Source organism: Pseudomonas sp. GW821-FHT07G10, from assembly GCF_059418545.1.
Genome location: NZ_JBWKQB010000007.1, coordinates 77612 through 101158 on the forward strand (window position 1 = coordinate 77612; position 23547 = coordinate 101158).

At 60.9% G+C, this 23547-nt stretch carries 19 protein-coding genes and 1 pseudogene; 8 read left to right on the plus strand and 12 right to left on the minus strand.

The genetic code is table 11. The features are described 5' to 3' along the window. The first annotated feature begins 18 nt into the window (after window positions 1–18). Window positions 19–456 carry a YciI family protein gene (locus AC07O1_RS11175; protein WP_494995400.1) on the plus strand — a complete coding sequence of 146 codons (438 nt, stop codon included), beginning with the start codon at window positions 19–21 and terminating at the stop codon, window positions 454–456. A gap of 110 nt (window positions 457–566) precedes the next feature. Here AC07O1_RS11175 and AC07O1_RS11180 read toward each other — a convergent pair whose 3' ends face one another. From AC07O1_RS11180 to AC07O1_RS11195, 4 genes and pseudogenes are all read right to left on the minus strand, one after another. Then, window positions 567–839 (minus strand): hypothetical protein, encoded by a 273-nt coding sequence (locus tag AC07O1_RS11180; protein WP_495088814.1) that lies wholly within the window; start codon window positions 837–839, stop codon window positions 567–569. A 521-nt stretch (window positions 840–1360) separates the two neighbouring features. Further along, window positions 1361–1459: pseudogene (locus AC07O1_RS11185) on the minus strand (hydrolase); the annotation flags it as partial. A gap of 99 nt (window positions 1460–1558) precedes the next feature. Continuing rightward, window positions 1559–1846: a hypothetical protein gene (locus AC07O1_RS11190; RefSeq protein WP_495088815.1), complete on the minus strand. Its 288-nt coding sequence runs from the start codon at window positions 1844–1846 to the stop codon at window positions 1559–1561. A gap of 1 nt (window position 1847) precedes the next feature. Then, window positions 1848–2696: an NAD(P)H-dependent oxidoreductase gene (locus AC07O1_RS11195; protein ID WP_495088816.1), complete on the minus strand. Its 849-nt coding sequence runs from the start codon at window positions 2694–2696 to the stop codon at window positions 1848–1850. 94 nt (window positions 2697–2790) lie between these two features. Between AC07O1_RS11195 and AC07O1_RS11200 the strand changes: the two genes are divergently transcribed. After that, window positions 2791–3696, plus strand: coding sequence for a LysR family transcriptional regulator (locus AC07O1_RS11200; RefSeq protein ID WP_495088817.1), 906 nt, complete (start codon window positions 2791–2793; stop codon window positions 3694–3696). Window positions 3697–3893: 197 nt separating this feature from the next. Here AC07O1_RS11200 and AC07O1_RS11205 read toward each other — a convergent pair whose 3' ends face one another. From AC07O1_RS11205 to AC07O1_RS11235, 7 genes are all read right to left on the minus strand, one after another. Next, on the minus strand, window positions 3894–4166 hold the full coding sequence (locus AC07O1_RS11205) for a hypothetical protein (RefSeq protein WP_495088818.1): 273 nt from the start codon (window positions 4164–4166) through the stop codon (window positions 3894–3896). Window positions 4167–4201: 35 nt separating this feature from the next. Next, on the minus strand, window positions 4202–4600 hold the full coding sequence (locus tag AC07O1_RS11210; RefSeq protein WP_495088819.1) for a DUF6124 family protein: 399 nt from the start codon (window positions 4598–4600) through the stop codon (window positions 4202–4204). Window positions 4601–5160: 560 nt separating this feature from the next. Next, the gene (locus AC07O1_RS11215) at window positions 5161–8259 is read right to left on the minus strand and encodes an efflux RND transporter permease subunit (protein WP_495088820.1); all 3099 of its coding nucleotides are present in this window, start codon (window positions 8257–8259) and stop codon (window positions 5161–5163) included. After that, window positions 8256–9368 carry an efflux RND transporter periplasmic adaptor subunit gene (locus AC07O1_RS11220; RefSeq protein WP_495088821.1) on the minus strand — a complete coding sequence of 371 codons (1113 nt, stop codon included), beginning with the start codon at window positions 9366–9368 and terminating at the stop codon, window positions 8256–8258. The genes AC07O1_RS11215 and AC07O1_RS11220 overlap by 4 nt, the downstream gene beginning before the upstream one ends. Before the next feature lie 30 nt (window positions 9369–9398). Continuing rightward, on the minus strand, window positions 9399–10913 hold the full coding sequence (locus AC07O1_RS11225; protein WP_495088852.1) for an efflux transporter outer membrane subunit: 1515 nt from the start codon (window positions 10911–10913) through the stop codon (window positions 9399–9401). 117 nt (window positions 10914–11030) lie between these two features. Further along, window positions 11031–11246: a hypothetical protein gene (locus AC07O1_RS11230; protein WP_494995378.1), complete on the minus strand. Its 216-nt coding sequence runs from the start codon at window positions 11244–11246 to the stop codon at window positions 11031–11033. 254 nt (window positions 11247–11500) lie between these two features. Further along, on the minus strand, window positions 11501–14401 hold the full coding sequence (locus AC07O1_RS11235; RefSeq protein ID WP_495088822.1) for an AAA family ATPase: 2901 nt from the start codon (window positions 14399–14401) through the stop codon (window positions 11501–11503). A 338-nt stretch (window positions 14402–14739) separates the two neighbouring features. Here AC07O1_RS11235 and mhpA point away from each other — a divergent pair, with 338 nt between their 5' ends. Together mhpA and AC07O1_RS11245 are read left to right on the plus strand one after the other, a co-directional pair. Continuing rightward, window positions 14740–16398, plus strand: a complete 1659-nt coding sequence (gene mhpA, locus AC07O1_RS11240; protein ID WP_495088823.1) for a bifunctional 3-(3-hydroxy-phenyl)propionate/3-hydroxycinnamic acid hydroxylase MhpA — start codon at window positions 14740–14742, stop codon at window positions 16396–16398. Between the two features lie 2 nt (window positions 16399–16400). Then, the gene (locus AC07O1_RS11245) at window positions 16401–17045 is read left to right on the plus strand and encodes a TetR/AcrR family transcriptional regulator (RefSeq protein WP_495088824.1); all 645 of its coding nucleotides are present in this window, start codon (window positions 16401–16403) and stop codon (window positions 17043–17045) included. Window positions 17046–17067: 22 nt separating this feature from the next. Here the strand turns inward: AC07O1_RS11245 and AC07O1_RS11250 are convergent, their stop codons facing one another. Further along, window positions 17068–18303: an NADH:flavin oxidoreductase/NADH oxidase family protein gene (locus tag AC07O1_RS11250; protein WP_495088825.1), complete on the minus strand. Its 1236-nt coding sequence runs from the start codon at window positions 18301–18303 to the stop codon at window positions 17068–17070. A gap of 364 nt (window positions 18304–18667) precedes the next feature. On the opposite strand from AC07O1_RS11250, the gene AC07O1_RS11255 reads away from it, so the two are divergent. The 4 genes from AC07O1_RS11255 to AC07O1_RS11270 all read left to right on the plus strand — a co-directional run bounded on the left by AC07O1_RS11255 (window position 18668) and on the right by AC07O1_RS11270 (window position 23401). Further along, the gene (locus AC07O1_RS11255) at window positions 18668–19282 is read left to right on the plus strand and encodes a TetR/AcrR family transcriptional regulator (protein ID WP_495010183.1); all 615 of its coding nucleotides are present in this window, start codon (window positions 18668–18670) and stop codon (window positions 19280–19282) included. Between the two features lie 88 nt (window positions 19283–19370). Then, entirely contained in the window at window positions 19371–20462 is a 1092-nt protein-coding gene (locus tag AC07O1_RS11260) for a VOC family protein (RefSeq protein ID WP_495088826.1), read from the plus strand. An 81-nt stretch (window positions 20463–20543) separates the two neighbouring features. Beyond that, a complete protein-coding gene (locus tag AC07O1_RS11265; protein WP_495088827.1) occupies window positions 20544–21500 on the plus strand; it encodes a fumarylacetoacetate hydrolase family protein in 957 nt (318 codons plus the stop codon). Next, window positions 21500–23401: an acyl-CoA synthetase gene (locus tag AC07O1_RS11270; RefSeq protein ID WP_495088828.1), complete on the plus strand. Its 1902-nt coding sequence runs from the start codon at window positions 21500–21502 to the stop codon at window positions 23399–23401. Before AC07O1_RS11265 ends, AC07O1_RS11270 begins: the two co-directional genes overlap by 1 nt. Window positions 23402–23547 lie beyond the last annotated feature (146 nt).

Here is a 23547-nt window from a genome sequence, read left to right on the forward strand (position 1 = left end):
TCCAGCGGAGATAAGACGATGCGATTCATGATTATTGTGAAAGCCAGCCAGGATTCCGAAGCCGGCGTGATGCCCACCAAAGAATTGTTGACCGCGATGGGCAACTACAACGAAGAGCTGGTCAAGGCCGGCATCCTCATCGGCGGCGAAGGCCTGCACCCCAGCAGCAAAGGCACCCGCGTGCGCTTCTCGGGCGAGAAGCGCACGGTCATCGACGGCCCGTTTGCCGAAACCAGGGAACTGATCGCCGGCTACTGGCTGTGGCAGGTGAAGTCGAAGCAGGAAGCCATCGACTGGGTCAAACGCTGCCCCAACCCGATGCCGGGTACGGACGCCGAGATCGAGATTCGCCAGGTGTTTGAGGCGGAGGATTTCGGCGCCGAGTTCACACCGCAACTGCGCGAGCAGGAAGAGCGTGTATGGGCACAGGCGAAAGAGCAAGCGAAGAAGTGCTAATACGGATTCCGCATCTGCGTGATCCCTCAGGCCAGAGATCGTGCTCTGCTCCCAATTACCTAAAATATCCTTCAACCCCAAAAAAGGGCGACGCTGAGGTCGCCCATTTTTTATGGCGCAATCTGCGCCTGCAAGCGTCGCCCGACGACGTCCATTAAATCGCAGCCATCGCGCAGCGGGATGGCCAGTACCCGCGCGAAGTCGTGCAGCAGCGCGGCGTCGCTGTGAGTCTCCTCGCGCAGGGCGAGGTTTTCCAGCAATTGGGTCACGGTGCGGATACGGTAGGCCGCGGTTTCGTGCAGTACGTCGAGGGGCGCTTCGGTGTCGATCATCAGGGAAGGGATGGTGCAGTCCAGGCCGGTGATGGCCATGTATCGAGCCATGGGCAAAACTCCATTCGATAAAACAGCGCCACCACTCAGTGGCGGGAGGTTGGCTTGACCCCGGACGCCTGCGCATCGGGCGGGTCGCTCGGCGGCTTCGTGGAGTTTGCTGGAATCGGGGGCGTCGGAGGTGGAGAGGCTTGGGATTTCAGGAGGATCGGGGGTGATCTTTTTCATAGTGAAGCTCCTTGATCAAATGGAGCTGCCACTACCTGCTGTCAAACAAGAATGGGTGGCAGCTGTACGCGGGTTGACAGACCGAGGATCAAGGAACCCGGCGCACCCGAAGGTGCCCCACGCACAGCCGCCATAATACGAAACAGCGGACGCAAAAAAAGCGCCAACTGATCGGATAGCGGCACTTGCATGCCTTGATCTTATTCGGTCTGTCAAAACCGGTCGCTGATTTTTGCAGCGGCCCGCGAAGATTGTCTTCGTGGGTCATCCTGCGCAAGTTCACCCAAGGCGTTATAGGTTGCAGGAAACGTCTGAAGCTCACAGATTGCGACTAATCGGGACTGTCAGATTTTTTGTGTCCGATCCAGCGACGAACCCACCGTCAAATCCGTAATCAACGTCGGCTGCAACCCTGCATCAAACAGCGCAAACCCAGCCGCCACTCAATGCCGTGTAGAACGAAAGTGCTCGTTCGAAGTTATTGACGCCGATGAAAGTGTGCGAGAACACAGTAGGCTCCGAAAGTTGTGGGGCTTACGCAGTCACCCCGCCAGCGCTGCGAAGCCAGGAAAGGGCTTGAGGGCGTAGTACTGCACGTCGAGCAGCCTTTGCGCCACATATGGCAGGGCTTCTACAAAATGCATCGCTTCTTCTGGAGTGGAAGTTTCCAGTTCCAGTAGTGCGCCCGCGCCTTCCAGCAACCCATGTGCGGCGCGCACGCAGCCGGTTGCAAAGCCTTGCCAGACGGCCTGCATCTCCGGCGCGGCAAGGCTCGCCAGCGTTTCACTAGACGCGTTCGCTTTGCGCGTGAGGATCACGATCGTCTTCATCTCAGCGCTCCAGAATGGCGGCAGGGACAGGGGCGCTGTATTCCTCGGCCGCAGCGGGTTGAGGGGCATCGGCGATGTGAGCCGTCAATCCTGTCTGAGTCGGTGCAATGTGGTCGGCCAACACGTGGCGGTCTGGATAGTCACCGCCGTTCTGTGGGCGGAAAGCAATCGGCGCGTCGTCGAACAGACGCTCCACTCGGCCGCGCCAGGCTGCAGCCGCTTCGGCCATAGCTTGGGCGTCGATTCTACCCGTTCCATACACCGCGAAGGTGGGCAGCACCTGCATGCCAGGAAAGAACAGCGCACCGTGCGTGATGGGAAAGAGCAATTGCTCCAACGACCCGTTGATTCCACGGGGAGAGTAGTCGTCTGCCGGCCCGCCGACAGAGACCGCCAGCAGCGCGCGCTTTCCTTCAAAGCCGCCTTCGCCGTAGCGATAGGCGTTACCGGCCCCTTGGTAGCCGTAGGCCAAACCATAGGCCCACACTCGGTCCACCCACCCCTTCATGATCGCCGGCATGCTGAACCACCACAGTGGGAACAGCAGGATCACCGCATCCGCCGCCAGGATCTTTCGTTGCTCTTCTTCGACGTCGGGCGTCTGGCAACCGTTGGAAAAGGCGTGCCCCGATTCCTCGATGAAAGACAGACGGTCCTGATTGACACGTTTGGGAAAATCCTCGCCGTCGAACACTGCCTTCCATCCCATGGTGTACAGGTCAGAATGCATTACCTCGTGGCCCTGGGCCTTCAGTACTTCGATGGAGATATCGACAAGATGACAGGTCACGGAAGTCTGCTCGGGGTGAGCATGGACGATAAGAACTTTTTTTCTGCTGGTTGAGCGCATGGCTTGGTTTTCACAGAGTAATGAGACAGTTGGCAGTCTGTATTGGCCTAAGGTATCCGTGAAATCAAAATAATTTTCCGCTACCATCCATGCAATGGATACCAAAAGACGTTTGGACCTTAACCTGCTGGTCACTCTGGAAACCCTTTTGGTGGAACAGAACGTGACTCGCGCGGCTGAGCGCCTGCACCTCAGCCAGCCGGCGGTGAGCGCACAGTTGAACCGCTTGCGCGAACTGTTCGATGACCCTTTGCTGATACCGGTGCAGCGCGGCATGACGCCCACTGCCAAGGCCATTGAGCTGCTTGATCCGCTTCGCCTCGCGCTGGATCAGGTGCGCGCCACGGTGGCCGGGCACCGCCACTTCGACCCGATAAAGGCTCGACTCACTGTCGCTATCGCCTGCACCGATTACCTGCAGAAGACAGTGGTCCAGCCGTTGGCGGTTGCGCTACGAAAGCAGGCACCCGGTGTGCGGATTGCCTTGCGCCATCTTGATCCGCCAGAGTTGGAAGCGCAGATGGCCAGTGGCGAAGTGGACCTGGCGTTGATGACGCCCGAGCATGGCCCAGTCAGTCTGCGCAGCCGGCATCTGTACGACGAGCGCTACGTGCTTATCGGCAGGCATCGGCATCCGGGACTGCGACTAGGGCTTTCTGTGGAACAGTTCGCGCGGCTGGACCATATTGTCGTCTCGCTGCGCGGTGGCGACTTCACAACCCCAGTGGACGACGGACTCGCAGCGCTAGGCTACAAACGTAACGTTGCGCTTTCCGCGGCATCGTTCCTGCTCGTACCTGAAATCGTCGCCAACTCTGACTTTATTGCCCTGGTGCCGGAACGGCTGGTGCACGATCGTAGCGAAGCGCTCACGGTGGTTGAATGCCCTTTCCCCGTGCCGGGCTTCACCGTGAGCATGCTGTGGCACGAGCGCAACCATGGCCATAGCGGCCAACGCTGGGTACGCGAAGTCATCATCGAGTTGGCAGGCAAGTTGTAATCCATGCGGGGTCGGGCCCGTTAGTGGATTGGTCGCTGTCAGAAAAGCCGGACGCCGAGGTGGCTATCAAAGGAAATCGGAGACCACGATTTATTTCGCATCTGCGTGATCCCTCAGGCCAGAGATCGTGGTCTGCTCCCAATTACCTAAAATTTCCTTCAACCCCAAAAAAGGGCGACCCTGAGGTCGCCCGTTTTTTATGACGCAATCTGCGCCTGCAAGCGTCGCCCGATGACGTCCATTAAATCGCAGCCGTCGCGCAGCGGGATGGCCAGCACCCGCGCGAAGTCGTGCAGCAGCGCGGCGTCGCTGTGAGCCTCCTCGCGCAGGGCGAGGTTTTCCAGCAATTGGGTCACGGTGCGGATACGGTAGGCCGCGGTTTCGTGCAGTACGTCGAGGGGCGCTTCGGTGTCGATCATCAGAGAAGGGATGGTGCAGTCCAGGCCGGTGATGGCCATGTATCGAGCCATGGGCAAAACTCCATTCGATAAAACAGCGCCACCACTCAGTGGCGGGAGGTTGGCTCGACCCCGGACGCCTGCGCATCGGGCGGGTCGAGGTTGTCCAGCGCTCTGTTCACCAACAACTCGCTCAGCACGACCATCTGCTGAATCGCCAGCGCGACGTTGCGGCGAGAGCCTTCAAGCTCGAAGGCCAGGTCAGTGCTCATGACATTGAGCGACGCGAGCGTCTCACAGGCGTGAACCAACAGCGTTTCAGTATCGACGTCGGGAGCAACGGCGAAGATGGTGCCTGGACGCTTGTCGAGCTTCGGTTGATCGAGGGGTGATTGCAGGTGGTAATTAAGGGCGCGCTCGGCGGCTTCGTGGAATTTGCTGGAGTCGAGGGCGTCGGAGGTGGAAAGGCTTGGGATTTCAGGAGGATCGGGGGTGATCTTTTTCACGTTGCAACTCCTACACTGTCTAGAGAAGCTGCCATTCCCCTGCTGTCAAACAGGATTGGGTGGCAGCTGTGCGCGGGTTGACAGACCGGAAGTGTAGGAACCCGGCGCACCCGAAGATGCCCCACGCACAGCCGCCATAAACAAAACCGCACGCGTGGAAGCATGCCGTCTAATCGAGCGGTGTGAAAGGTTACACTTTTCGGCCTGTCAAAGCCGATCGCTGATGTGCAGCGACTCCCGAAGATTATCTTCACGATTCATCTGGCGCCAGTTCACTTAAGACGCTATAGCTTGCAGGAAATTTCCTAGGCTCGAGTCCAAGAGTGGCCGCGGCGAGATTCGGAAAGTGTCGCAGCCTGACCTCCGTTGCCCTGATCATTTTGAGATTGGTCAGGTTTGCTCAACCGTCGAAAACAACGAAACCCGCACAAGGCGGGCTTCGTTTGGTGGGCCGAGGTGATTTGAATCTGCTCAGTAGCCTATTGATTTATAACATTGATATCGGGTTTGATTTTTTAGTTGGAATACCGTGCGAAATTGCACACGTGCTACGGCACTCATCACTCAGAAGCGAGCGCGGCGTCCCCCCGTAGTTGTTGGGTGTCAGCGGCCGTCTGGCGACCCACCTTGAACCATGCGGCGTACAACGCCGGGACGAAGAAGATCGTCAGTAGCGTCGCCACGGTAAGGCCGCCCATGATCGCAATTGCCATCGGTCCCCAGAACACACTGCGCGTTAGCGGGATCATTGCAAGCACGGTGGCCAGCGCCGTCAGCATCACCGGACGGGCCCGGTGAATGGCGGCATCCAGCACGGCATTCCACGGGTCGCGCCCTTCGGCGATCTCGGTTTGCACCTGGTCGATCAGGATCACCGAGTTGCGCATGATCATGCCACCCAGTGCGATGATGCCCAGGATCGCGACGAAGCCCAGCGGCGACTGGAACACCAGCAGCGCCGGCACCACACCGATCAGGCCGAGCGGTGCAGTCAGCATCACCATCCACATGCGGGAAAAGTTCTGCAGTTGCAGCATAAGCAGCAGCAGGATGGTGATCAGCATCAGTGGGGCCACGGCGAGCAGCGCCTTGTTGGCCTTGTCACTTTCCTCCACCGCGCCACCCACGTCTATGCGATAGCCCGTCGGCAGCTTGGCTTCGATGTCCTTAAGCAGCGGCTGGATCTCCTGTGTCACCGATACACCTTGCTCGCCATCCTTCACGTCGGCACGCACCGTGATCGCCATGTCGCGGTTGCGGCGCCACAGCACCGGCTCTTCCAGCTCAGAGCGCACCTGTGCGACTTGCGACAGTGGCACCACCGTGCCCTGGCGCGTGTAGAGGTTGATGTCTTTCAGTGTGTCGAGGCTCAAGCGCTCCTCAGGCACGGCACGGGCCACGATGTCGATCAGGTCCTCGTGCTCACGCAGCTGCGACAGGGTTGCGCCGTTCATCACGGTCTGGGTCGCCAGTGACACGTCAGCCGGCGTGAGGCCAAGCGCGCTCGCCTTGTCCTGATCAAGCTGCACTTTCAGCGTGCGCACCGGGTCGTTCCAGTCGAGTTGGAGGTCGCGCACCTTCGGACTGGCCCCGACCACCTTCTCCACATCGCGGGCGATCTGGCGCACCACCTGGGTATCGGGGCCGACGACGCGAAACTGCACCGGGTAACCGACGGGCGGCCCCAGCTCAAGCCGGGTTACCCGCACCCACGCCTGCGGGAACTGCTGGTCGGCCGCGGCCATCAACCGTGCACGCACCCGCTCGCGGGCATCCAGATCCTTGGTCATCACGACGAACTGGGCAAATCCAGGATTCGGCAACTCGGGGTTGAGCGAGAGATAGAAGCGCGGTGCGCCGGCGCCGGTGTAGGCGGTGAAGTACTTGACTTCCTCGTCCTTCGACAGCTGCGCCTCCATCCGCTTCACCTGCTCGGTGGTCGCCGCGAAGGACGAACCTTCTTTCATGCGCAGGTCGACGACCAGCTCAGGGCGCGAACTGTTGGGGAAGAACTGCTGCGGCACAAACTTCATGCCGGCCAGAGCAAGCGCCAGGGCGCCAAACGTTGCGCCGATGACCACCCAGCGACGCTCAATGGCGGTGTCGATCAGACCGCGCAGCTTGCGGTAGAACTTCGAGTCATACGGATCGCCGGCATGCTGGTGCTTGCCGAAGTCATTGGGCAGCATCTTGACCGCCAGGTACGGCGTGAAGATACCCGAGCAGATCCACGAGAACAGCACCGCGGCGCCGACGATCCAGAAAATGCCACCCGCGTACTCGCCGGTGGTGGACTTCGAGAGGCCGATGGGCAAGAAGCCCACGACGGTGATTAGTGCACCGGTCAGGCGCGGCATGGCGGTGGACTGGTAGGAGAACGCGGCCGCCTTCACGCGGTCCATACCGGCCTCCATCTTCACCACCATCATTTCGATAGCGATGATCGCGTCATCGACCAGCAGGCCAAGCGCAATGATCAGTGAGCCGAGCGAGATGCGCTCAAGGTTCCAGCCCATTGCCAGCATCACCAACGCCACGCCACCCAACACCAGCGGCACCGAGGTCGCGACCACAAGGCCTGTGCGCCATCCCAGACTGGCCAGGCTCACCGCGATCACGATGATCAGTGCCTCCATCAGCGACCGCTCGAAGTCCCAGATCGCATCCTTCACAGTGGAGGGCTGGTCGGCCACGCGCTCCAGTTCCACGCCGTGCGGCAGCTCGGACTGGATCTTGTCGACCGCTGTCTCCATCGCTTTGCCGAGGTCTACGATATTGCCGTCGTTGGTCATCGTGATGCCAAGCATCAGCACCGGCTGGCCATTGTGGCGGACCGTGTAGGTTGGCGGGTCCTCAAAGCCACGCGAGACGGTCGCGATGTCGCCGAGCTTGATCAGCCGGCCGCCCGCGGCGATGGGCACGTTGCGGATAGCCTCTTCGCTGGCGAACTGGCCGCTCACGCGCACCATGACGCGGTCGCCGTTGGTATCGATCTGGCCTGCGGGCAACAGGGCGTTCTGGCTCTTGAGGCTTTCGGCGATGGCCAGCGGTGTAATGCCCAGCGCTGCGAGGCGTTCGTGCGAGAACTCGACGTAGACACGCTTGGCCTGTTTGCCGATGACATCGATCTTCTTGACCATCGGCACCTTCAGCATGCGGCGCTTGATGTCCTCGGCGGCGTCCGACAGGTCGGCGTGGCCGACACCGTCGCCCTTGACCGCGTACATCAGGCCATACACGTCGCCGTACTCGTCGTTTACGATTGGGCCGATCACACCGTCAGGCAGCTCACGGTTCAGGTCGTTGAGTTTCTTGCGCGCCTGGTACCAGGCCTCGCGCTGGTCGGCCTTGGAGGTGCCGCCGCGCACGGTAAGCGTCATGCCAGCGTAGCCTTGCCGCGCGTAGGTGACCACCTTCTCGAAGTTGTCGATCTGCTCGAATTTCTTCTCCATGCGATTGAGGACCTGGTCTTGCATCTGCTGGGCGGTTGCGCCCGGCCAGATGACGATCGCGGTCATGGAGGGCACGGAAAAGTTCGGATCCTCGAGCTGACCGAGCCTGGTGAAGCTGAAGGCGCCGGCCACTGCGACAATGAGGAGCATGAACAGGACGATGGCGCGATGGCGCAGCGCCCAGTCGGTGAGGTTGAAGTTGTTCATCGGGCGGCCTGCTGCGTGGTGTTCGCGTCAACAATCGCCGCGCCGGGGAGCGCGACCTTCAGTCCGGACGTCATCTTCTGGACCCCGGCAGTGACGACCAATACGCCGGCCTGCGGCCCGGAGACGAGCACCTCGTCGTTGCGGTAGCCCCAAACGGCCACACGCTCCAGTTCGACGGTGCCTACCGGATCCTTGCCCGCGGGAGTGACCACCCACAGCGCCGGCTGGCCGCCACTTTGCGTCAGTGCCGTGGCCGGCACCGCCGCCACGGAGATACTTGTCATCATGCGCTCGGCCGTTACCGTGGCAGTGGCGCCCAGCGGCAGCGCCTGCACCGGCTTAAGCCGCGCGCGATAGGTGCGCGTCTGCGCCGCAGCCTGTGGCGACAACTCGCGCAGCGTGACATCGAAGGTCTCGTTTGGCGCACTGGCCAGAGAGGCCTTGAAACGCGCCTCCTTGAAGACCGACAGCTGATCCTCGGGCACATCGACGACGATCTCGGATTCATCCGGATTCGCAATCGAGATAACCGGTTGGCCCTCCGCCACGATTTGCCCCGCCTCAAAGCGCACCGTCGTGACGACGCCGCTTCGAGAGGCGTGCAGCACGGTGTATTTGAGCCGGTTGCGCGCGAGCTCAAGCTTTCGCGCCTCGGCCTCGGCGGTCGCATGCGCGGTCTGGGCATTGGTATGCGCACGCTCGTCGTCGGCCGCACTGACCGAGCCGTCAACCTTCAGCGCGGTCAGGCGCTGGCGGTCCGAGTCGGCCTGATGCGTCTGCTCGACGGCAACCGCCCACTGTTGCTGCGACGCTTGCTCAGCGAGGCGGTAATCGCTGTCATCCAGCACAGCCAGTATGTCGCCTTCGTGCACAAACTGGCCTACATCGACCTTGCGCTGGGCGACCTTGCCGCCCACGCGGAAGGCCTGGTCGACTTCATGCCGCGACTGTACGGTGCCCACGTAGCGACTGATGTCGCGGGCATTGTCATAGTTGATTTCAACGGTGCGTACTGGCCGTGGTGCCTGCACGGTGGGCTGGTCCGGGCTACACGCGGACAGCATGACGGCGACGGCCAGGGCGCCGGCCGCAGTAAGGGAGGTTTTCAAGGCGGTTCCTCTTTGAAAAACGACAGATTCTTAGGAAAGTGGGGGCCGGTCGGCTGCGGTGGCTGCGGTGGCTGCGGTGGGGGTGGCGGGTTGTTCGAACACCTGCCAGCCCCCGCCCAGTGCCTTGTAGAGCTGCACGCTATCGAGCAGCAGGCGGGTGTTGCTGTCGTTGGCGTTCAGGCGTGCCGCCAGGCGCGCCCGCTGCGAATCCAGCAGCGGCAACAGGTCGATCTGCCCGCGGTTATAGAGCGACTGGGCGCGGTTCTGCGCAGACTCCGCGGATGCGGCGGCCAATTGCAGCGACCCGGCGCGGCGGCGTTCCTGCGACAGCGTGACGAGGGCGTTCTCCACATCCTCCAGCGCCCGTACGATGCCGTCTTCGGCGCGCAGCAATGCCTCGTGTTGAGCACTTTCGGCAGCCTCGTTGATCGCTTGTGTGCGCCCGGCGTTGAAGATCGGCATCGCCAGCAGGCCCGCCACGTTGGTGAAGCGTGCAACGCCAAGATCGGCGCCGTTCACGTTCAGGCCCTGGCGGCCGAAGGACGCGCCGAGGAACAGTTGCGGGAACCACTCGGCGGCGGCCTGCTGGCGGCGCGCATTGGCTGCGTCGAGCTGCGCCATCAGTGCCAGCACGTCAGGTCGGCGTTGCAGCAGCGCGGCGGGCTGCCCCGGCTTGGCCTCGGGCACCACTGCCACATCGCTACTCGAGGGCTGGATGTTCGCGGTATTGAAGGACTGGTCGGCGATCAGCACCGCAATACGATGGCGCGACACGGCTGCCAGCGTTTCCAGCGGCGGAATCTGCGCCCGCGCCGACAAGGCGTCGGTCTGTGCGCGCTCGACGTCGAAGGCGGATGCCAGCCCCGCCTGCTGACGCGCGGTGATCAGACGCAGCGTTTCGTCCTGCATCGCCGAGATGGCGCGCAGCGTTGCGACCTGGCGCTGCGCGCCGACCAGTGAGAAGTAGTTGCTGACGACGTCGCTCATTACCAGCAGGCGTACACCGCGCATGCTGTCCTCTGCGGCCAGCGCATCGGCGTCGGCCGCCGCTGCGCCGGCGCGCAGGCGGCCGCTCAGGTCGAGCTCCCACGAGACGTCCAGGCCCACACTGGTGGTCTTGGTATCTGGATAACCCTGTTTCGTGGCCGAGTTGTAGCCGCTGCTGCGATCGCTGCCGGAGGCGGATGCGCCGACGCTCGGGAGCAACCAGGAACGGCTGACCGTTTCGCCGGCACGCGCAGCGCGCAGACGCTCGGCGGCAATCTTCACGTCGCGGTTCTCGCGCGCTGCTCGGCGCACCAGATCAGTCAGCACCGGGTCGTGGTAGACCTCCCACCACGCCGCCTCGGGTTCCATCTCGGAGGCCGTGCTCGCGGCGAAGTTGCTCGGCAGGTCGACCGACGGCTTGACGACCGGTGTGGAGCAACCGGACAGGGTGAGGGCGATCGAAGTGGCAAGGGCGGCCACAACGGCGAGCCCGGCTTGTTGCAGGGTCGTCCGGCCGTTGTGGAGGGGCGGTGGAAAGGAAACTGGAAGTCGCGGCATCGCATTGGACTCGTGTAGATTCGAGATGGCATCAGCGTAGGGCCCGGTGTGCGCGAAGTCGTCAGCGAAGCGTCGCCGTTCGGTCGCCATATCGAGCGCTCATTTATGTTGGAGACGTCATTCGCCGTCGGCATCTGCCGTGTGCTCGCCGGCCGCTGACGCGAGGTCCGAGTCAATCGACTCCAGCAACGCTTCGGCGGACGAAAAGTCGCGCTGACGCCCGGTGACCAGGTTTTCGAGGCGGCCCACGAGGGCCCCGGGCATGGCATCGCTACGCAGCTTCACGACGTACGAGCGGCGGTTCGGGTACTTGGATTCAGGGTTCAGGCTCATTGCAGACCAGGGGGCAAGAAAGTTCGACGACAGCGTAGGCCGCCCCTTGGGTCGAGTCGTAAGCGAAAGGTCAGACTTCGGTCGGGACCGTGCCGCTCCCGCAGAAATTAATGCCGGTAAGTTAAGGAGTTGAACACCACAACCCTGTGGGAGCGAGCTTGCTCGCGATAGCGGCGGGTCAGCCAATATTGATGCTGAATGTACCGCCGTCATCGCGAGCAAGCTCGCTCCCACAGGTTTGTGTCCTTAACCCTTCAAGCAGGCTTTGCAGCCTGAAGCAGCGAGCGTGCACGTTTCACCAGCTCGGTTCCGTCAGTTTCGGGTGACTGGTCAACCAGCGTCGCCAATGCCTGGTGGTCCTTGGCCGTGGCGTTGTGGTGCTCGCACAGCTCGACCAGCGCGAGCAGCTCCAGCCACGGTGCTTCCTGGGTACGAGCCTCCTCAATCGCATGCCGAACCGCAGTGTTGCCGGCGTCGAAGCGGCCCTGCATCCGCGCAATCGCTGCCTCCAGTAGCAACAGTTGCGGCAGGTATACGCGCTCGCCCAGTTCTTCCCCCACCCGTAGTGCTTGCTCCAGCTCGACTCGCGCGGCGTCGCAATCACCCGCCAGCAGCAACGCCTCGGCGGCGTAGCCGAGCACCTCGCTGGCACCGGAGCGCATGCCGAGCCCGGTGTGCTCTTCGTAGGCCTCGCGGATGCGTCGGTAGCCGTCGCGCGGCGCGCCATTGCGCGCATCGGCCCAGCCGCGCCACCAGCGGCAAGCCGTACGCCCCAGTGCGAGCGAATACTCATCGACCAGCTTCTGCATGTCGTCAGCCAGCGCTGCTACACGCACAGGGTTGCCCATCCGCACCTCGATCAACACCTCCTGCCAGGTGGCGACCAGCCAGGTCATGGGTTGGCGAAGCACCTGCGCGCGGGTCCGCGCCCGCTGCATGTGGGCTCGGCCTTGCTCAATCAGGCCAGAACGCACGAGTTCTATGGCCAGCATACCGTGCAGCATGACCTGAGGATCGGCCGCAAAAATCTCGTTCGCCCCGATGTCCAGCGACTCGGCAATCGCGAGGGCGCGCCCTAGCCAACTGCGGGTCGTCTGTGTGCGACCCTGAAGGTGATGCACCTCGCCCTGCACGATGCACGCTGCCAGCATGAGCGCTGGATCGTTCGCCTCGCACGAGAGGGCTTCGGCGCGTTCCGCCACCTCCAGCGCCAGCGCATAGTCACCGCGCAGACCAAGCAGATAGCCGAATCCGTGCAGCAGGCGACCGCGCATTGGATGTTCGGGTACATCCGCTAACAGCGTGTACGCGCGTTCGAACGCGTTCCTGGCTTCGTTGCCGACACCGACCGTGTGAAAAGCCGACACGCCCTGCAGCGTGGCCAAGGTGATTTCGAGCGTATCGCGCTCGGTCCCTTCTGGTGCCTGCGTCAGCAGGACCAACGCGCGTTCAGTGAGGGCGATGCACAAGGTCGGGCTGAAGTGCAGCAGCGCGGCTTCTGCGGCCTCGGCGTAGTAGCGCAGCGCGACCATCGGCTGCCGAGCCCGGTCGAAGTGCATTGCCAGCTCCGAGGCAGCGACCGGCATACCGGCTGTGCGCTCGCGTTCGAGGGCCGCGCCAACCTGGCGATGGAGGTGGGTGCGCAATGAGCGTGGCGTGCGGTCGTACAGCACCTGGCGGAAGAGGGCATGCCGGAACGAGTAGGGTGGCTCCACCGACTCTTCAACGTCGGTGGCCCGCGATCGTGTGAGCCATACCTGCTCGCGCACCAGTTCCTCGCAGGTGTCGGCCACAGATGCGAGGTCGCGCTCGAGGGCGAGCGAAACCGTCTCGATCCGGAATTCGACTCCGCACACCGCTGCCGCCGAGAGCAGCGCACGCTGCTCCTGTCCGAGCTTGGTGATGTAGTGATCGATGATGGCCGCGAGGTTCTCGGGGACCGCCAATCCCGCCAGCCGAGCCTCGATGGTGGCGTCGTCGTCCGTTGGGTCCATCACTTCACTGATGACTGACGATACAAACAACGGCACACCGTCAGTGCGCTCGTGCAGGGCACGTACGAAAGTTTCATCTCGCGCCAACGAGAGGGAATGCAGCGCAATATAGTCTGCGACCTCGGTTTCCGAGAACGGATCAAGCACCACTTCCTCGCACAGACGTTGCAGGCGCAGTTCGTGGCGCAACGAGCTGAGCGGATGATCGAGCGCTACCACCTCGGCGAGGCGAAAGCTCGACAGCCACATAAGCCGCATGGGGCTACGTCGCCGCGCCAGATAGTCGATGAGCTGGACCGTCGCCCGATCGCTCCAGTGCAGGTCTTCGGTCACCAGCAACAGCGGGCGCTGCTCTGTGTAGCGGTCCAGCAGTTCGCCCATTTCCCGCAGCATGCGGTCCGGGCCGATGCCGGCAAGCTCGCGCCGCAATGCATCTCGCTCCTCCATAGTGCTCAGCCACGGCAGTTGCAGCAGCCAGGTCGGCGCCACGGCGCGCAACAGCGTCGACAGGGTGGGGTCGCTGCGGCACAGATCGGCCAACGCCTCCAGCACCGGCAGGTACGGCTCGCCGGCACCGTAGTGTTCCACGCAATGGCCGCGTGCGCAGGCGATGCCGCCGCCAAGGCTGGCGAGGAAATACTCGATCAACGTGGTCTTGCCAATCCCCGGTTCTCCGGCGAGCCAGACCACTGCACGTTGGCCACCGTAAGCCCGCTCCCACGCCCATTGCAGCTTTGAAACCTCGTCGGTGCGACCGATGAATGGCGGCGACGGATGCGCGCCAGCCGCGGGTAACGTCGTGGATGCAGGCGGCATTGAAGGGGCAGGGGACGGCGCGGCGATGAAGCGATAGCCGCGCCGCGACACCGTCTCGATGAAGCGGGGCTGCCTGGGGTCGTCGCCCAGCACCTTGCGCAGATCGCTGATGGCCGTCTTCAGCACCGAATCGCTGACAAACCGATGCCCCCACACTTCATCAAGCAAAGCATCCTTGGTCACCAGCGATCCCGGCTGGCGTGCAAGTGCGCAAAGCAGGGTGAAGGGCGTTGGCGCCAACGCCACGGCTTCTCCATTACGTGACAAGCAGGCGTTGGCCTCGTCGAGCTCGAAGTCGACGAAGCAGAGCTGGACTGGGTTCGGATGGGGCTGCGGACGCGCCACGTTGGATTCCTGAAGACTAAAACATAGTTGTGCGCTGTGAAGCATGGCTCCAATGACAACGCTGTTCGGCTCAGAAGCCAAGCCTCACCGGTCGGAAACTGACGCAAGCGCGACTTCACTCCTCAGGCATCCGGGATTCATCTCTTCGGACCGCTCGATTCGCAAGCCTCCTGACACTCTCAGCACAGCCCACGTGGCCTCATACCGGTGTGGTAATGATCCCAAGAATTAATGACAAAAACATCAATATTGAAATATGTCTCAATTTTACATATCTTCACATTGCCTGACGATGAGACCTGCGCGTCCCACGACTTCAATCACAACAAGGGCTCGATATGAACAACAACAAGAAAGTATCCGAACTGCCTCCCACCGCCGTCGATGTGCTGGTCGTCGGTAACGGTCCGGTAGGTGCGACAATCGCGGCTCTGCTCGGCCGCTATGGGGTAAAGACACTGGTGCTGGACAAGACCCATGAGGTCGTACTGATGCCCCGCGCCATTGCCCTGGACAACGAGGCGCTGCGTATCCTGCAACTCGCCGGATTGTCGGAGGACGCTTTCGAGAAGATCGCTATCCCTGAAGTGAGGATGCACTCTCCGGTTCTCGGGCAATTCGGTCGCGCCAATACTGCCGGGTGTATCGACGGCCACCCCAAGCTTGTGACCTTCTATCAGCCCGACCTCGAACGAGCGATGCGCAGCCAGGTTTCCCGGCTGAAGTCAGTGACCAGCCTGGGCGGCTTCGAGCTCGAAAGCCTGGTCGAGGAGTCGGACTGCGTCGTCGCCTCCGTACGGGATCAGGAGGGTCACTCGCATTCCGTTCGCGCCCAGTACCTGGTCGGTGCGGATGGCGCAAGCTCCAGGGTCAGAACACTGATTGGCCAGGAGTTCGAAGGGCAGACCTATGCGGAGGATTGGCTGATTGTCGATGTCATGAACCGGCATAAGTCAGCGATTGATCACATTGAGTTTCTCTGCGATCCACGGCGCCCAACGCCGCACATGCCCGCACCCGGCGGCAGGGAGCGCTGGGAGTTCATGCTGCAACCCGGCGAATCGCGCGAAGAACTGGAAAGCCCGGAAAGCATAGCCCGGCTGATAGCGCCATGGATCAATCCGCGGGAGCTGGAAATCGAGCGCAAGGCTGTGTATCGATTCCATGCGCGCTGCTGCAACAGATTCAGCAAGGGACGCGTTTTCCTCGCCGGCGACGCAGCGCACATCACCCCGCCTTTTGTCGGGCAAGGTCTCGTAGCGGGACTTCGAGATGGCGCCAACCTGGCCTGGAAACTGGCCTGGGTCCTTCGCGGCTATGCCGCGCCTGCGGTGCTCGACACCTATGACGTAGAGCGCCGTCCTCATGCTCAGGCGATGATCAATCTAGCCAAACTCATGGGTCGCCTGGTGATGCCCAAGAACAAGATCGCAGCTTTCTTCATCCACGGCCTGATGCGCATGCTGACGTTGACCCCCGCTACCCGGAGGTACTTCGAACAGTTGGACATCAAACCGAAGAACATCTTCAAACACGGCCTGTTCGTGAAGCACCGTCGGGGCGACAAGCTGGTACGTGGCAGCCTGTTTCCCCAGGCCTGGGTTCGCAACATGCAAAAGCAGGTCAAGCTGAGCGACGATGCTCTTGGAGACAACCTGACTCTGGTTGGATTCGGTGTTGACCCGCTGTCAGTGCTGACACCTGCTCAGATCGTTTCCTGGGAAAAAATGGGAGGCCACTTCTTACAGATCAGAACATGCGGCCAGCGCTCAGGCGGCAGTTGCGACTTCATCGAAGACTTGAACCATGACATCCTGCCGCTGGCTGCTGAAGGCACGCTGGTCGCGGTTCGCCCCGACCGTATCATCATGCACCACGCCCCTGGCGCAGAAGCGGCCAGTTTCCTCAGAGACTGCCGAGGTCTTTTGGCCAGCGAAGATGTCACTGCCGATAGCGTTTCCATTACCATCAACGAACCACCTCGATTAAGAGCCTGAAGATGCCGTCCCCCATTTTTCCTTCAGTAGCAACTGCGCAAGAGCCTCTCACTCGAGGCCACAAGAAGCGTGAACGCACCCGTCGCGGCCTGGTGGACGCGGCATTGCGTCTTGTCGCACGCAAGGAGGTGGGGGAGATCGCATTGCTCGAGGTCGCCGCGGAGGCCGAGGTATCCAACGGCACCATCTACAACTATTTTCGAACTCGCGATGAAGTACTCGAGGCGGTCGGCATCGCCATGGCGGCCGAGTTCTCCGATGCCATTTCTGCCCTGAGCTCGGACGTGCACTGCGGCGCACAGCGGCTTTCGATTGGCGTGCGCATGTTCGTATGCCGGGCCGCGTACGACCATCAATGGGCCAACGCATTGCTGCGCATCATCCATTCCGATCAGGCCATGCGCTCGCGCTTGGCTGCCCATGTGCTGGGCGACCTGCGTGAAGGTCTGCGCGCGGGCACTTTCGCCTACGAGGACGAAGGGGTCGCGCTGGACATGGTCGTATCGTGCACAACCGGAGCCATGCGCTCGGTTGTCGAGGGGCGTGCGGTGCCGGAGCACGATCTGCGGGTCGCCGAGATGATTCTCAAGGCTCTGGGCGTAACACCTGCCAGAGCCAAGCGAATCGCCGGTAAGCCGCTACCCTAATCCTGATGTCATCTTCGATCCGTTAGACCCGGCCAATCCATTGCCGATAGTTCTTCGCCTGGCGACGAGATTTCAGCTGATTGCCGATCAATGCCAAGAGTGGCGACGTCCCGGGTTTTGTCCGCTTCCCTTGGCTCAACAAGCCGAGCTGCTTCTTGACCACCGACGCCAATGCAAGCGATGCCAGCGCCTTGTTCTTCCAACGCACGACGATGGGCTCCACTTCGGTGTTCTGACCTGCCATCCACTGGCTTGGCAGGGCCGGCTCGATTGCCAATGCAGTGGCAAGCCCCACCATCGACACCGAGCCGCTCACCACTCGCTCCGCGACCTCCTTTCTACGCACGCCGCCGGTGACCATCAGCGGCATGCGCGCTATTTCTCCTATTCTCTGCGCGATCTCGAGAAAATAGGCTTCTCGAGCCAGGCGGCTGCCATCGCGGGTCTGTCCCTGCATCGCCGGGCTTTCGTAGCTGCCACCTGACAACTCGACCAGGTCGACCGCTTTGGCGTTGAGCATTTCCACCACGCGAGCCGCATCTTCGGCATCGAAACCGCCGCGCTGAAAGTCCGCGGAATTGAGCTTCACCGCGACGCAAAAGGTCGGTGCCACTCGCTGACGTATGGCGTCGATGGTTTGCAGGAGAATTTGCGCACGATTTTCCAGGCTGCCACCCCAGCGGTCGCTACGCCGGTTGGTCAAGGGCGAAAGGAATTGGCTGAACAGGTAGCCATGCGCCGCATGAATCTCCACGCCGGTGAATCCGGCACGCTCGGCCAGCACTGCAGCATGGGTATAGCGCTCAATCAGCTCTTCGATCTCCTGCTCATTCAAGGCCCTGGGCGGCACAAAAGCCTTTGATAGACCGGGAATGTCGACGGCAACCGCGGAGGGCCCCCGTGCTGATTGCCCCATTGAAGCCAATAGCTGCCGTCCGGGATGATTGATTTGCATCCAGGCCTGGGCTCCGCGACTGCGGCAAGCATCGGCCCATAGCGTGAATTTGCCCAGGTTCCGATCGTCCTCAAGCACCACGCCAGCCGGTCCGGTCAAGGCGTGGCGATCAACCATGACGTTGCCAGTGATGATCAGACCGGCCCCACCGTCCGCCCAACGCCGATAGAGCCTGGCCAGCGCTTCCCCTGGAGCGTGATCCTCATTGGCAAGGTTCTCCTCCATGGCAGCCTTGGCGATTCGGTTTGGAATCACCGTGCCGTTAGGCAATCGAAGCGGTTCGAAGAGCTTTGAGCCGGTCATGTTCTGTCCTTCAGTTAATGAAAAATCGGCCAGCCGCCGCGAAGGGGCAATACCTGAGGAGCAACGCAGGCACGGCGCTCCTCAGGTTTATTGAGGTCCTGGTTTACATCGATGGGCCGGTTTGATGGCCCTACCGAGAAGATGGGCCAGAAGCACGACGCAGATGAACACGCGTGTTCATTTAAGTCAATATGTAGAGATCTAAAGACCCTCCATGGACCTTGCAATATCACTCATAACATCCAGATTCATGAGGCATAGAACGGTTTTTATTGTGAGGCGCGCTCTTGATTCAAAAATCCTTGTTGACGTCAGCTGAACACGAGTGTTCAATTCAGCCATAAGGTAATTCTGGAGAGAGAGTGTGGAATCCCTAAATCCGATACAGCGCCGCATTCATCAAGCCGCCTTTCGCCTGTTCGCTGAAAAAGGCACCTCTGAGGTGAACATCCTCGACCTTGCGCAAGAGGCAGGAGTGGCGCGCGGAACGATCTATAGCAATATCGACAGCATGGGAAGCCTATTCGAGGAAGTCGCCGGCTATCTCGCGAGGGAGATGCATGAGCGCGTCAACAAGAGCTTCAACTCCCTCTCCGATCCGGCTCAGCGCCTTGCCAATGGCATTCGATTCTTCATTCGTCGAGCTCACGAGGACCCCCAGTGGGGGGCGTTCATACATAAATTCGCCATGAGCAACTCTTCGTTGCGCGAAATGTTTAGCAGCCAAGCGACTACGGATCTTCTGAGCGGACTTTCCAGTGGGCGGTACACGTTTGCGCAGGAGCAATTGCTCTCAATACTGACGCTAATATCGAGCAGCGTCCTCGGCTCAATTTTCCTGGTTCTGGAAGGGCACAGAACGTGGCGCGAATCGGGCTCTGACACGGCCGAGCTAGTGCTGCGGGCATTGGGTGTGCCGGCAGGGGAGGCGCGAGCGCTGGCGACCAAAGAGTTGCCGGCACTTCCCCCTCTCGACTGAGCGCGGTAACCGACTCAACAAAAAACACCTCTGGCATTTTCAGGGGGTCGGGGATCGCTTTGCCCTGAAAAACCGGAAAACAAGAACAATGAACAACAAAAATGAAATGCCCCAGTTGGCGACACAACATCCTGCCCGGCATCCGCAGCCGACGGTGAAGGCCCAGGATCTGACTCACTTGATCTTTCAACGGCCGGACTTGAACGAGGCGGCGCGTTTCCTGACTGACTTCGGCTTGACGGTCAGTCATCAGAACGCCGATACGCTTTATCTGCGCGCCACTGAACCGGCTCCCTATTGTTACCGTGTCCATCGTGCAGAACATGCGCGCTTTGTCGGGTTCGGACTGGCAGTCCAGTCTCTCAAGGATCTGGAAAAGCTGGCTCGAATCCCTGGCGCGTCAGCGGTCGAGAAATCGGTACATCCTGGAGGCGGACATTGCGTCAGACTGACCGATCCTTCCGGGTTCATTGTGGAAGCTGTTTGCGACCAGGCTCAAAGTAAAACGCTGGTACACAGAGCCCCACTTCCTTGGAATCTGGCGCAAGAGCAGCCGCGCATCAACTCCACGCAGCGCCCGCCGATTGCACCGCCTGAAGTACTCAAACTTGGCCACGTCGTGATTGAAGTGGCCGACTACCAGGCAACCTGTGCCTGGTATACGCAGCATTTCGGGTTTATTCCCAGCGATGTGCAGGTACTCCCCGACGGCACACCTATCGTCGCCTTCATGCGCCTTGACCTCGGTGATATTCCAACGGCTCACCATACGCTCGCGATAGCGCAAGGGTTCATGGCTACCTATAGCCATAGCGCCTATGAGGTCGTCGATGCAGACGCGGTGGGCATGGGGCAGCGCGTCCTGCGGGAGCGGGGTTGGGAGCACTCATGGGGAATTGGCCGGCACATCCTGGGCAGTCAGATCTTCGATTACTGGCAAGACCCTTGGGGCGATAAGCACGAGCATTACTGCGACGGGGATATCTTCACGGCCGTACAGCCTACGGGCATTCATCCCGTGAGCCCCGAGGCAATGGCGCAGTGGGGGCAGCGCATGCCCAAGAGTTTTACAAAACCCAAGATGAACTTGACCAGTCTGCGTGCGCTGATCCGTAACCTGCGACGCAGCCCGGACCTGACAATTCGAAAGTTGATAACGCTTATGCGGATGTTCGGGTAGATCCGCCAGCCCTTCCTCAGAACAACACCACAGTTCTCGTGCCGCCGCGCGCGGGACAACGCTGCTCCAGGAGTACCTTCAATGTCTGCTGTACACGTAGTCCGCTTTGAGTTTCAGAACGGTATCCACTGGGGCGTGCTACGCCAAGGCCGTATCACTATTGTCCCCGGTGCTTTTGAAACCACCGGTGACTTCATTCGCCAGAACAGTCTCGACGACCTCGCTCGAATGAAAGGTGCGGAGTTGGATGAAGGCGAAGTGAAACTGCTGTCGCCGGTGACCCGTAACCAGCAGTTCGTCTGCCAGGGTGCCAACTACCGTCAGCACATGATCGAGTCGGGCATGGACCCGGATGCGAAGAAATTCAACATGATCTTCACCAAGGCGACGAGTTGCCTGGTGGCGGCTGACAGCGACCTGATCAAGCCGCGCAGCGTGCGCTTCCTTGACTACGAGATCGAACTGGGGCTGGTGATGAAACGCGCGATCACCGGCGCTGTTACTGTCACCGACGCCAATCTGCATGAGTTCATCGCAGGCGTCGTCATCGTCAATGACTACTCGGCTCGTGACATTCAGATTCCCCAGATGCAGTTCTACAAGGGCAAGAGCTTCCGCACTTTTGGCCCGGTCGGCCCCTACCTCTGCCTTCTGGGTGCCAAGGACATGCATTACCTGAAAGCACTGCAACTGCGCCTGACGGTCAACGATCAGGTACGACAGAACGACAGCACGGCCAACCTGGTTTACGGCCCGGCTGAAACCCTTACCGAGCTCTCCTCCCTGCAAGATCTCGCCGCTGGAGACCTGATCGCCACCGGCACTCCTGCCGGCTGTGCTCTAACGGTACCTTCGCCTGCCAAACAGCGCATTGCGGCCCTGATGCCAGAAGCCACCAAGTGGAAGCTGTTCCTCAAGGCGCAGGAGAGCCGGCCGCAGTATCTCAAGCCAGGTGACATGGTCGAGGCGCGCATTCGCAGCGCCGATGGCGTGATCGACCTCGGCGTACAACGCAACCGAGTCGTGGAGGAAGTCTGATGACGGTACAGACCCTGAGCGACATCGAGAGTCTCGAACGAGTCCCGTTGTCGGAGCGCGGCTTGGCGGCCAGTACCTACGACGCGTTGCGACAAGCGGTCGAACGCACTCCCCACGCGCCAGCCCTCAGCTTCTTCGCCGATGCCGCCGATTTCAGGCGCATCTACCAGTGGACCTATTCTGAGCTTTTCGCGGATATAACCCGCGCGGCGAATGCTTTCCACGACCTGGGCATAAAACCGGGCGAGGTGCTTGCCTTCATCCTGCCCAACTTGCCGGAAACTCACTTCACTATATGGGGCGGCGAGGCGGCAGGCATCGTCATGGCGATCAATCCTCTGCTCGAGGCCAAGCAGATGGCTGGCTTGCTGAATGCCGCAAAGGCAACCGTGGTGGTGACGCTTGCGCCGACTGCGGGCAGCGATCTATGGCCCAAATTGGCCTCGCAGCTGGATCAATTACCAACTATCAGGCATGTCGTTTGGGTCAGCATGCAGGACTATGTCGTCGAACCTGTGCGTGAGGCCCTGAGAGCAGCGGCCCTGAAGGAGCGAGACTTACACAACGGTATCGCGATCCACGATTTGCAATCGCTGATGAATACTCAGCCGCACACGCACCTGAAGAGCGGTCGGCAAATCTGCCCGGATGAATGCTCCTCCTATATCTGTACCGGTGGCACTACCGGGCTTCCCAAGATCGCCGCGCGCACCCATGGTTCTGAAGTATTCAATGCATGGGCCGTGGCCGCTCACTTGCAGCCGCGCAATGGTGGCCAGGTTATCTTTTGTGGTCTGCCACTATTTCATGTCAATGGACAACTGGTGACTGGACTGATGCCTTGGACTCAAGGCGACCATGTGATCCTTGGGACGCCTCATGGGTATCGTGGCGAGGGGGTGATCCCACGATTCTGGGAGATGGTCGAGCACTTCGGTATCAACTTCTTTTCCGGCGTGCCAACTGTCTATGCTGCACTTTTGCAAAATGAATGGCAGGGTCGCGACCTATCCAGTCTTCGCTATGCAATGTGTGGCGCCGCCCCAATGCCAGCGGAGCTTTTCCGAGAATTCGAGCGCCGGACCGGGGTGAAGATCCTCGAAGGCTATGGCCTCACGGAAGGCGCCTGTGTCTCCTCGGTCAATCCTCCCCATGGCGAGCGCCGTATGGGCTCCATCGGGATACGGATCGCCTATCAGAATATGCGCGCGGTCTTGCTCAATGATTCTGGAGAGTACCTGCGTGACGCCAATGTGGATGAAATCGGCGTCATCACGATCAGTGGTCCGAACCTCTTCGATGGCTATCTGGAGGAGAGTCATAACCGGGGTCTTTGGATCGATATCGACGGTCAGCGCTGGCTGAATACGGGCGATTTGGGTCGCCAGGATGCACAGGGTTACTTCTGGCTGACCGGACGCAAGAAAGAGTTGATCATCCGTGGCGGCCACAATATCGATCCCAAGCAAATCGAGGAGGCGCTGCAGGCACATCCCGCCGTTGCCTTAGCCGCTGCAATCGGCAGCCCCGATGCCTACTCGGGCGAGGTGCCGGTCGCCTACGTTCAACTGCGACCCGGGCAAGCCTGCAACGCCGAAGACCTTCAGGTGTTCGCTCAGCTCAACATCAGCGAGCGGGCTGCAGTTCCCAAGCGCATTGAAATCCTCGAAACGCTGCCACTGACTGCCGTGGGCAAGATATTCAAGCCCGCCTTGCAGCAGCGTGAGATTGGCAGGGTAGTCCAGCAGGAAGTGGAGCGCCTGTGTCTGCGGGAGATTGCGGTAGAGGTGGTACAGGATGGTCGTCGTGGGCTAGTCGCATGCATCCGGGCCGGGGCCGATGAGGAAAACCTTGCCCTCCTTCTAGGTCGCTACAGCTTTCAAGTGGAATGGCTTAAATGAGCCCGAATTCGCTTCCGTAAGTCCAACAAACATGCCCTGGTACTAATCAGCCAGGGCCTTTTACACAACTTCGATCAACTCCAACCGGCACTGACAAGTGCACAGGAAGGCGAAGCCTTGCCTGCGTGCAATCAACAAAAACAATA

Bases quoted from the DNA above. Each gene is read 5' to 3' on its own strand.
- AC07O1_RS11175 (WP_494995400.1), top strand. From the start codon at position 19: ATGCGATTCATGATTATTGTGAAAGCCAGCCAGGATTCCGAAGCCGGC.
- AC07O1_RS11180 (WP_495088814.1), bottom strand. From the start codon at position 839: ATGGCTCGATACATGGCCATCACCGGCCTGGACTGCACCATCCCTTCC.
- AC07O1_RS11190 (WP_495088815.1), bottom strand. From the start codon at position 1,846: ATGAAGACGATCGTGATCCTCACGCGCAAAGCGAACGCGTCTAGTGAA.
- AC07O1_RS11195 (WP_495088816.1), bottom strand. From the start codon at position 2,696: ATGCGCTCAACCAGCAGAAAAAAAGTTCTTATCGTCCATGCTCACCCC.
- AC07O1_RS11200 (WP_495088817.1), top strand. From the start codon at position 2,791: ATGGATACCAAAAGACGTTTGGACCTTAACCTGCTGGTCACTCTGGAA.
- AC07O1_RS11205 (WP_495088818.1), bottom strand. From the start codon at position 4,166: ATGGCTCGATACATGGCCATCACCGGCCTGGACTGCACCATCCCTTCT.
- AC07O1_RS11215 (WP_495088820.1), bottom strand. From the start codon at position 8,259: ATGAACAACTTCAACCTCACCGACTGGGCGCTGCGCCATCGCGCCATC.
- AC07O1_RS11225 (WP_495088852.1), bottom strand. From the start codon at position 10,913: ATGCCGCGACTTCCAGTTTCCTTTCCACCGCCCCTCCACAACGGCCGG.
- AC07O1_RS11230 (WP_494995378.1), bottom strand. From the start codon at position 11,246: ATGAGCCTGAACCCTGAATCCAAGTACCCGAACCGCCGCTCGTACGTC.
- mhpA (WP_495088823.1), top strand. From the start codon at position 14,740: ATGAACAACAACAAGAAAGTATCCGAACTGCCTCCCACCGCCGTCGAT.
- AC07O1_RS11245 (WP_495088824.1), top strand. From the start codon at position 16,401: ATGCCGTCCCCCATTTTTCCTTCAGTAGCAACTGCGCAAGAGCCTCTC.
- AC07O1_RS11250 (WP_495088825.1), bottom strand. From the start codon at position 18,303: ATGACCGGCTCAAAGCTCTTCGAACCGCTTCGATTGCCTAACGGCACG.
- AC07O1_RS11260 (WP_495088826.1), top strand. From the start codon at position 19,371: ATGAACAACAAAAATGAAATGCCCCAGTTGGCGACACAACATCCTGCC.
- AC07O1_RS11265 (WP_495088827.1), top strand. From the start codon at position 20,544: ATGTCTGCTGTACACGTAGTCCGCTTTGAGTTTCAGAACGGTATCCAC.
- AC07O1_RS11270 (WP_495088828.1), top strand. From the start codon at position 21,500: ATGACGGTACAGACCCTGAGCGACATCGAGAGTCTCGAACGAGTCCCG.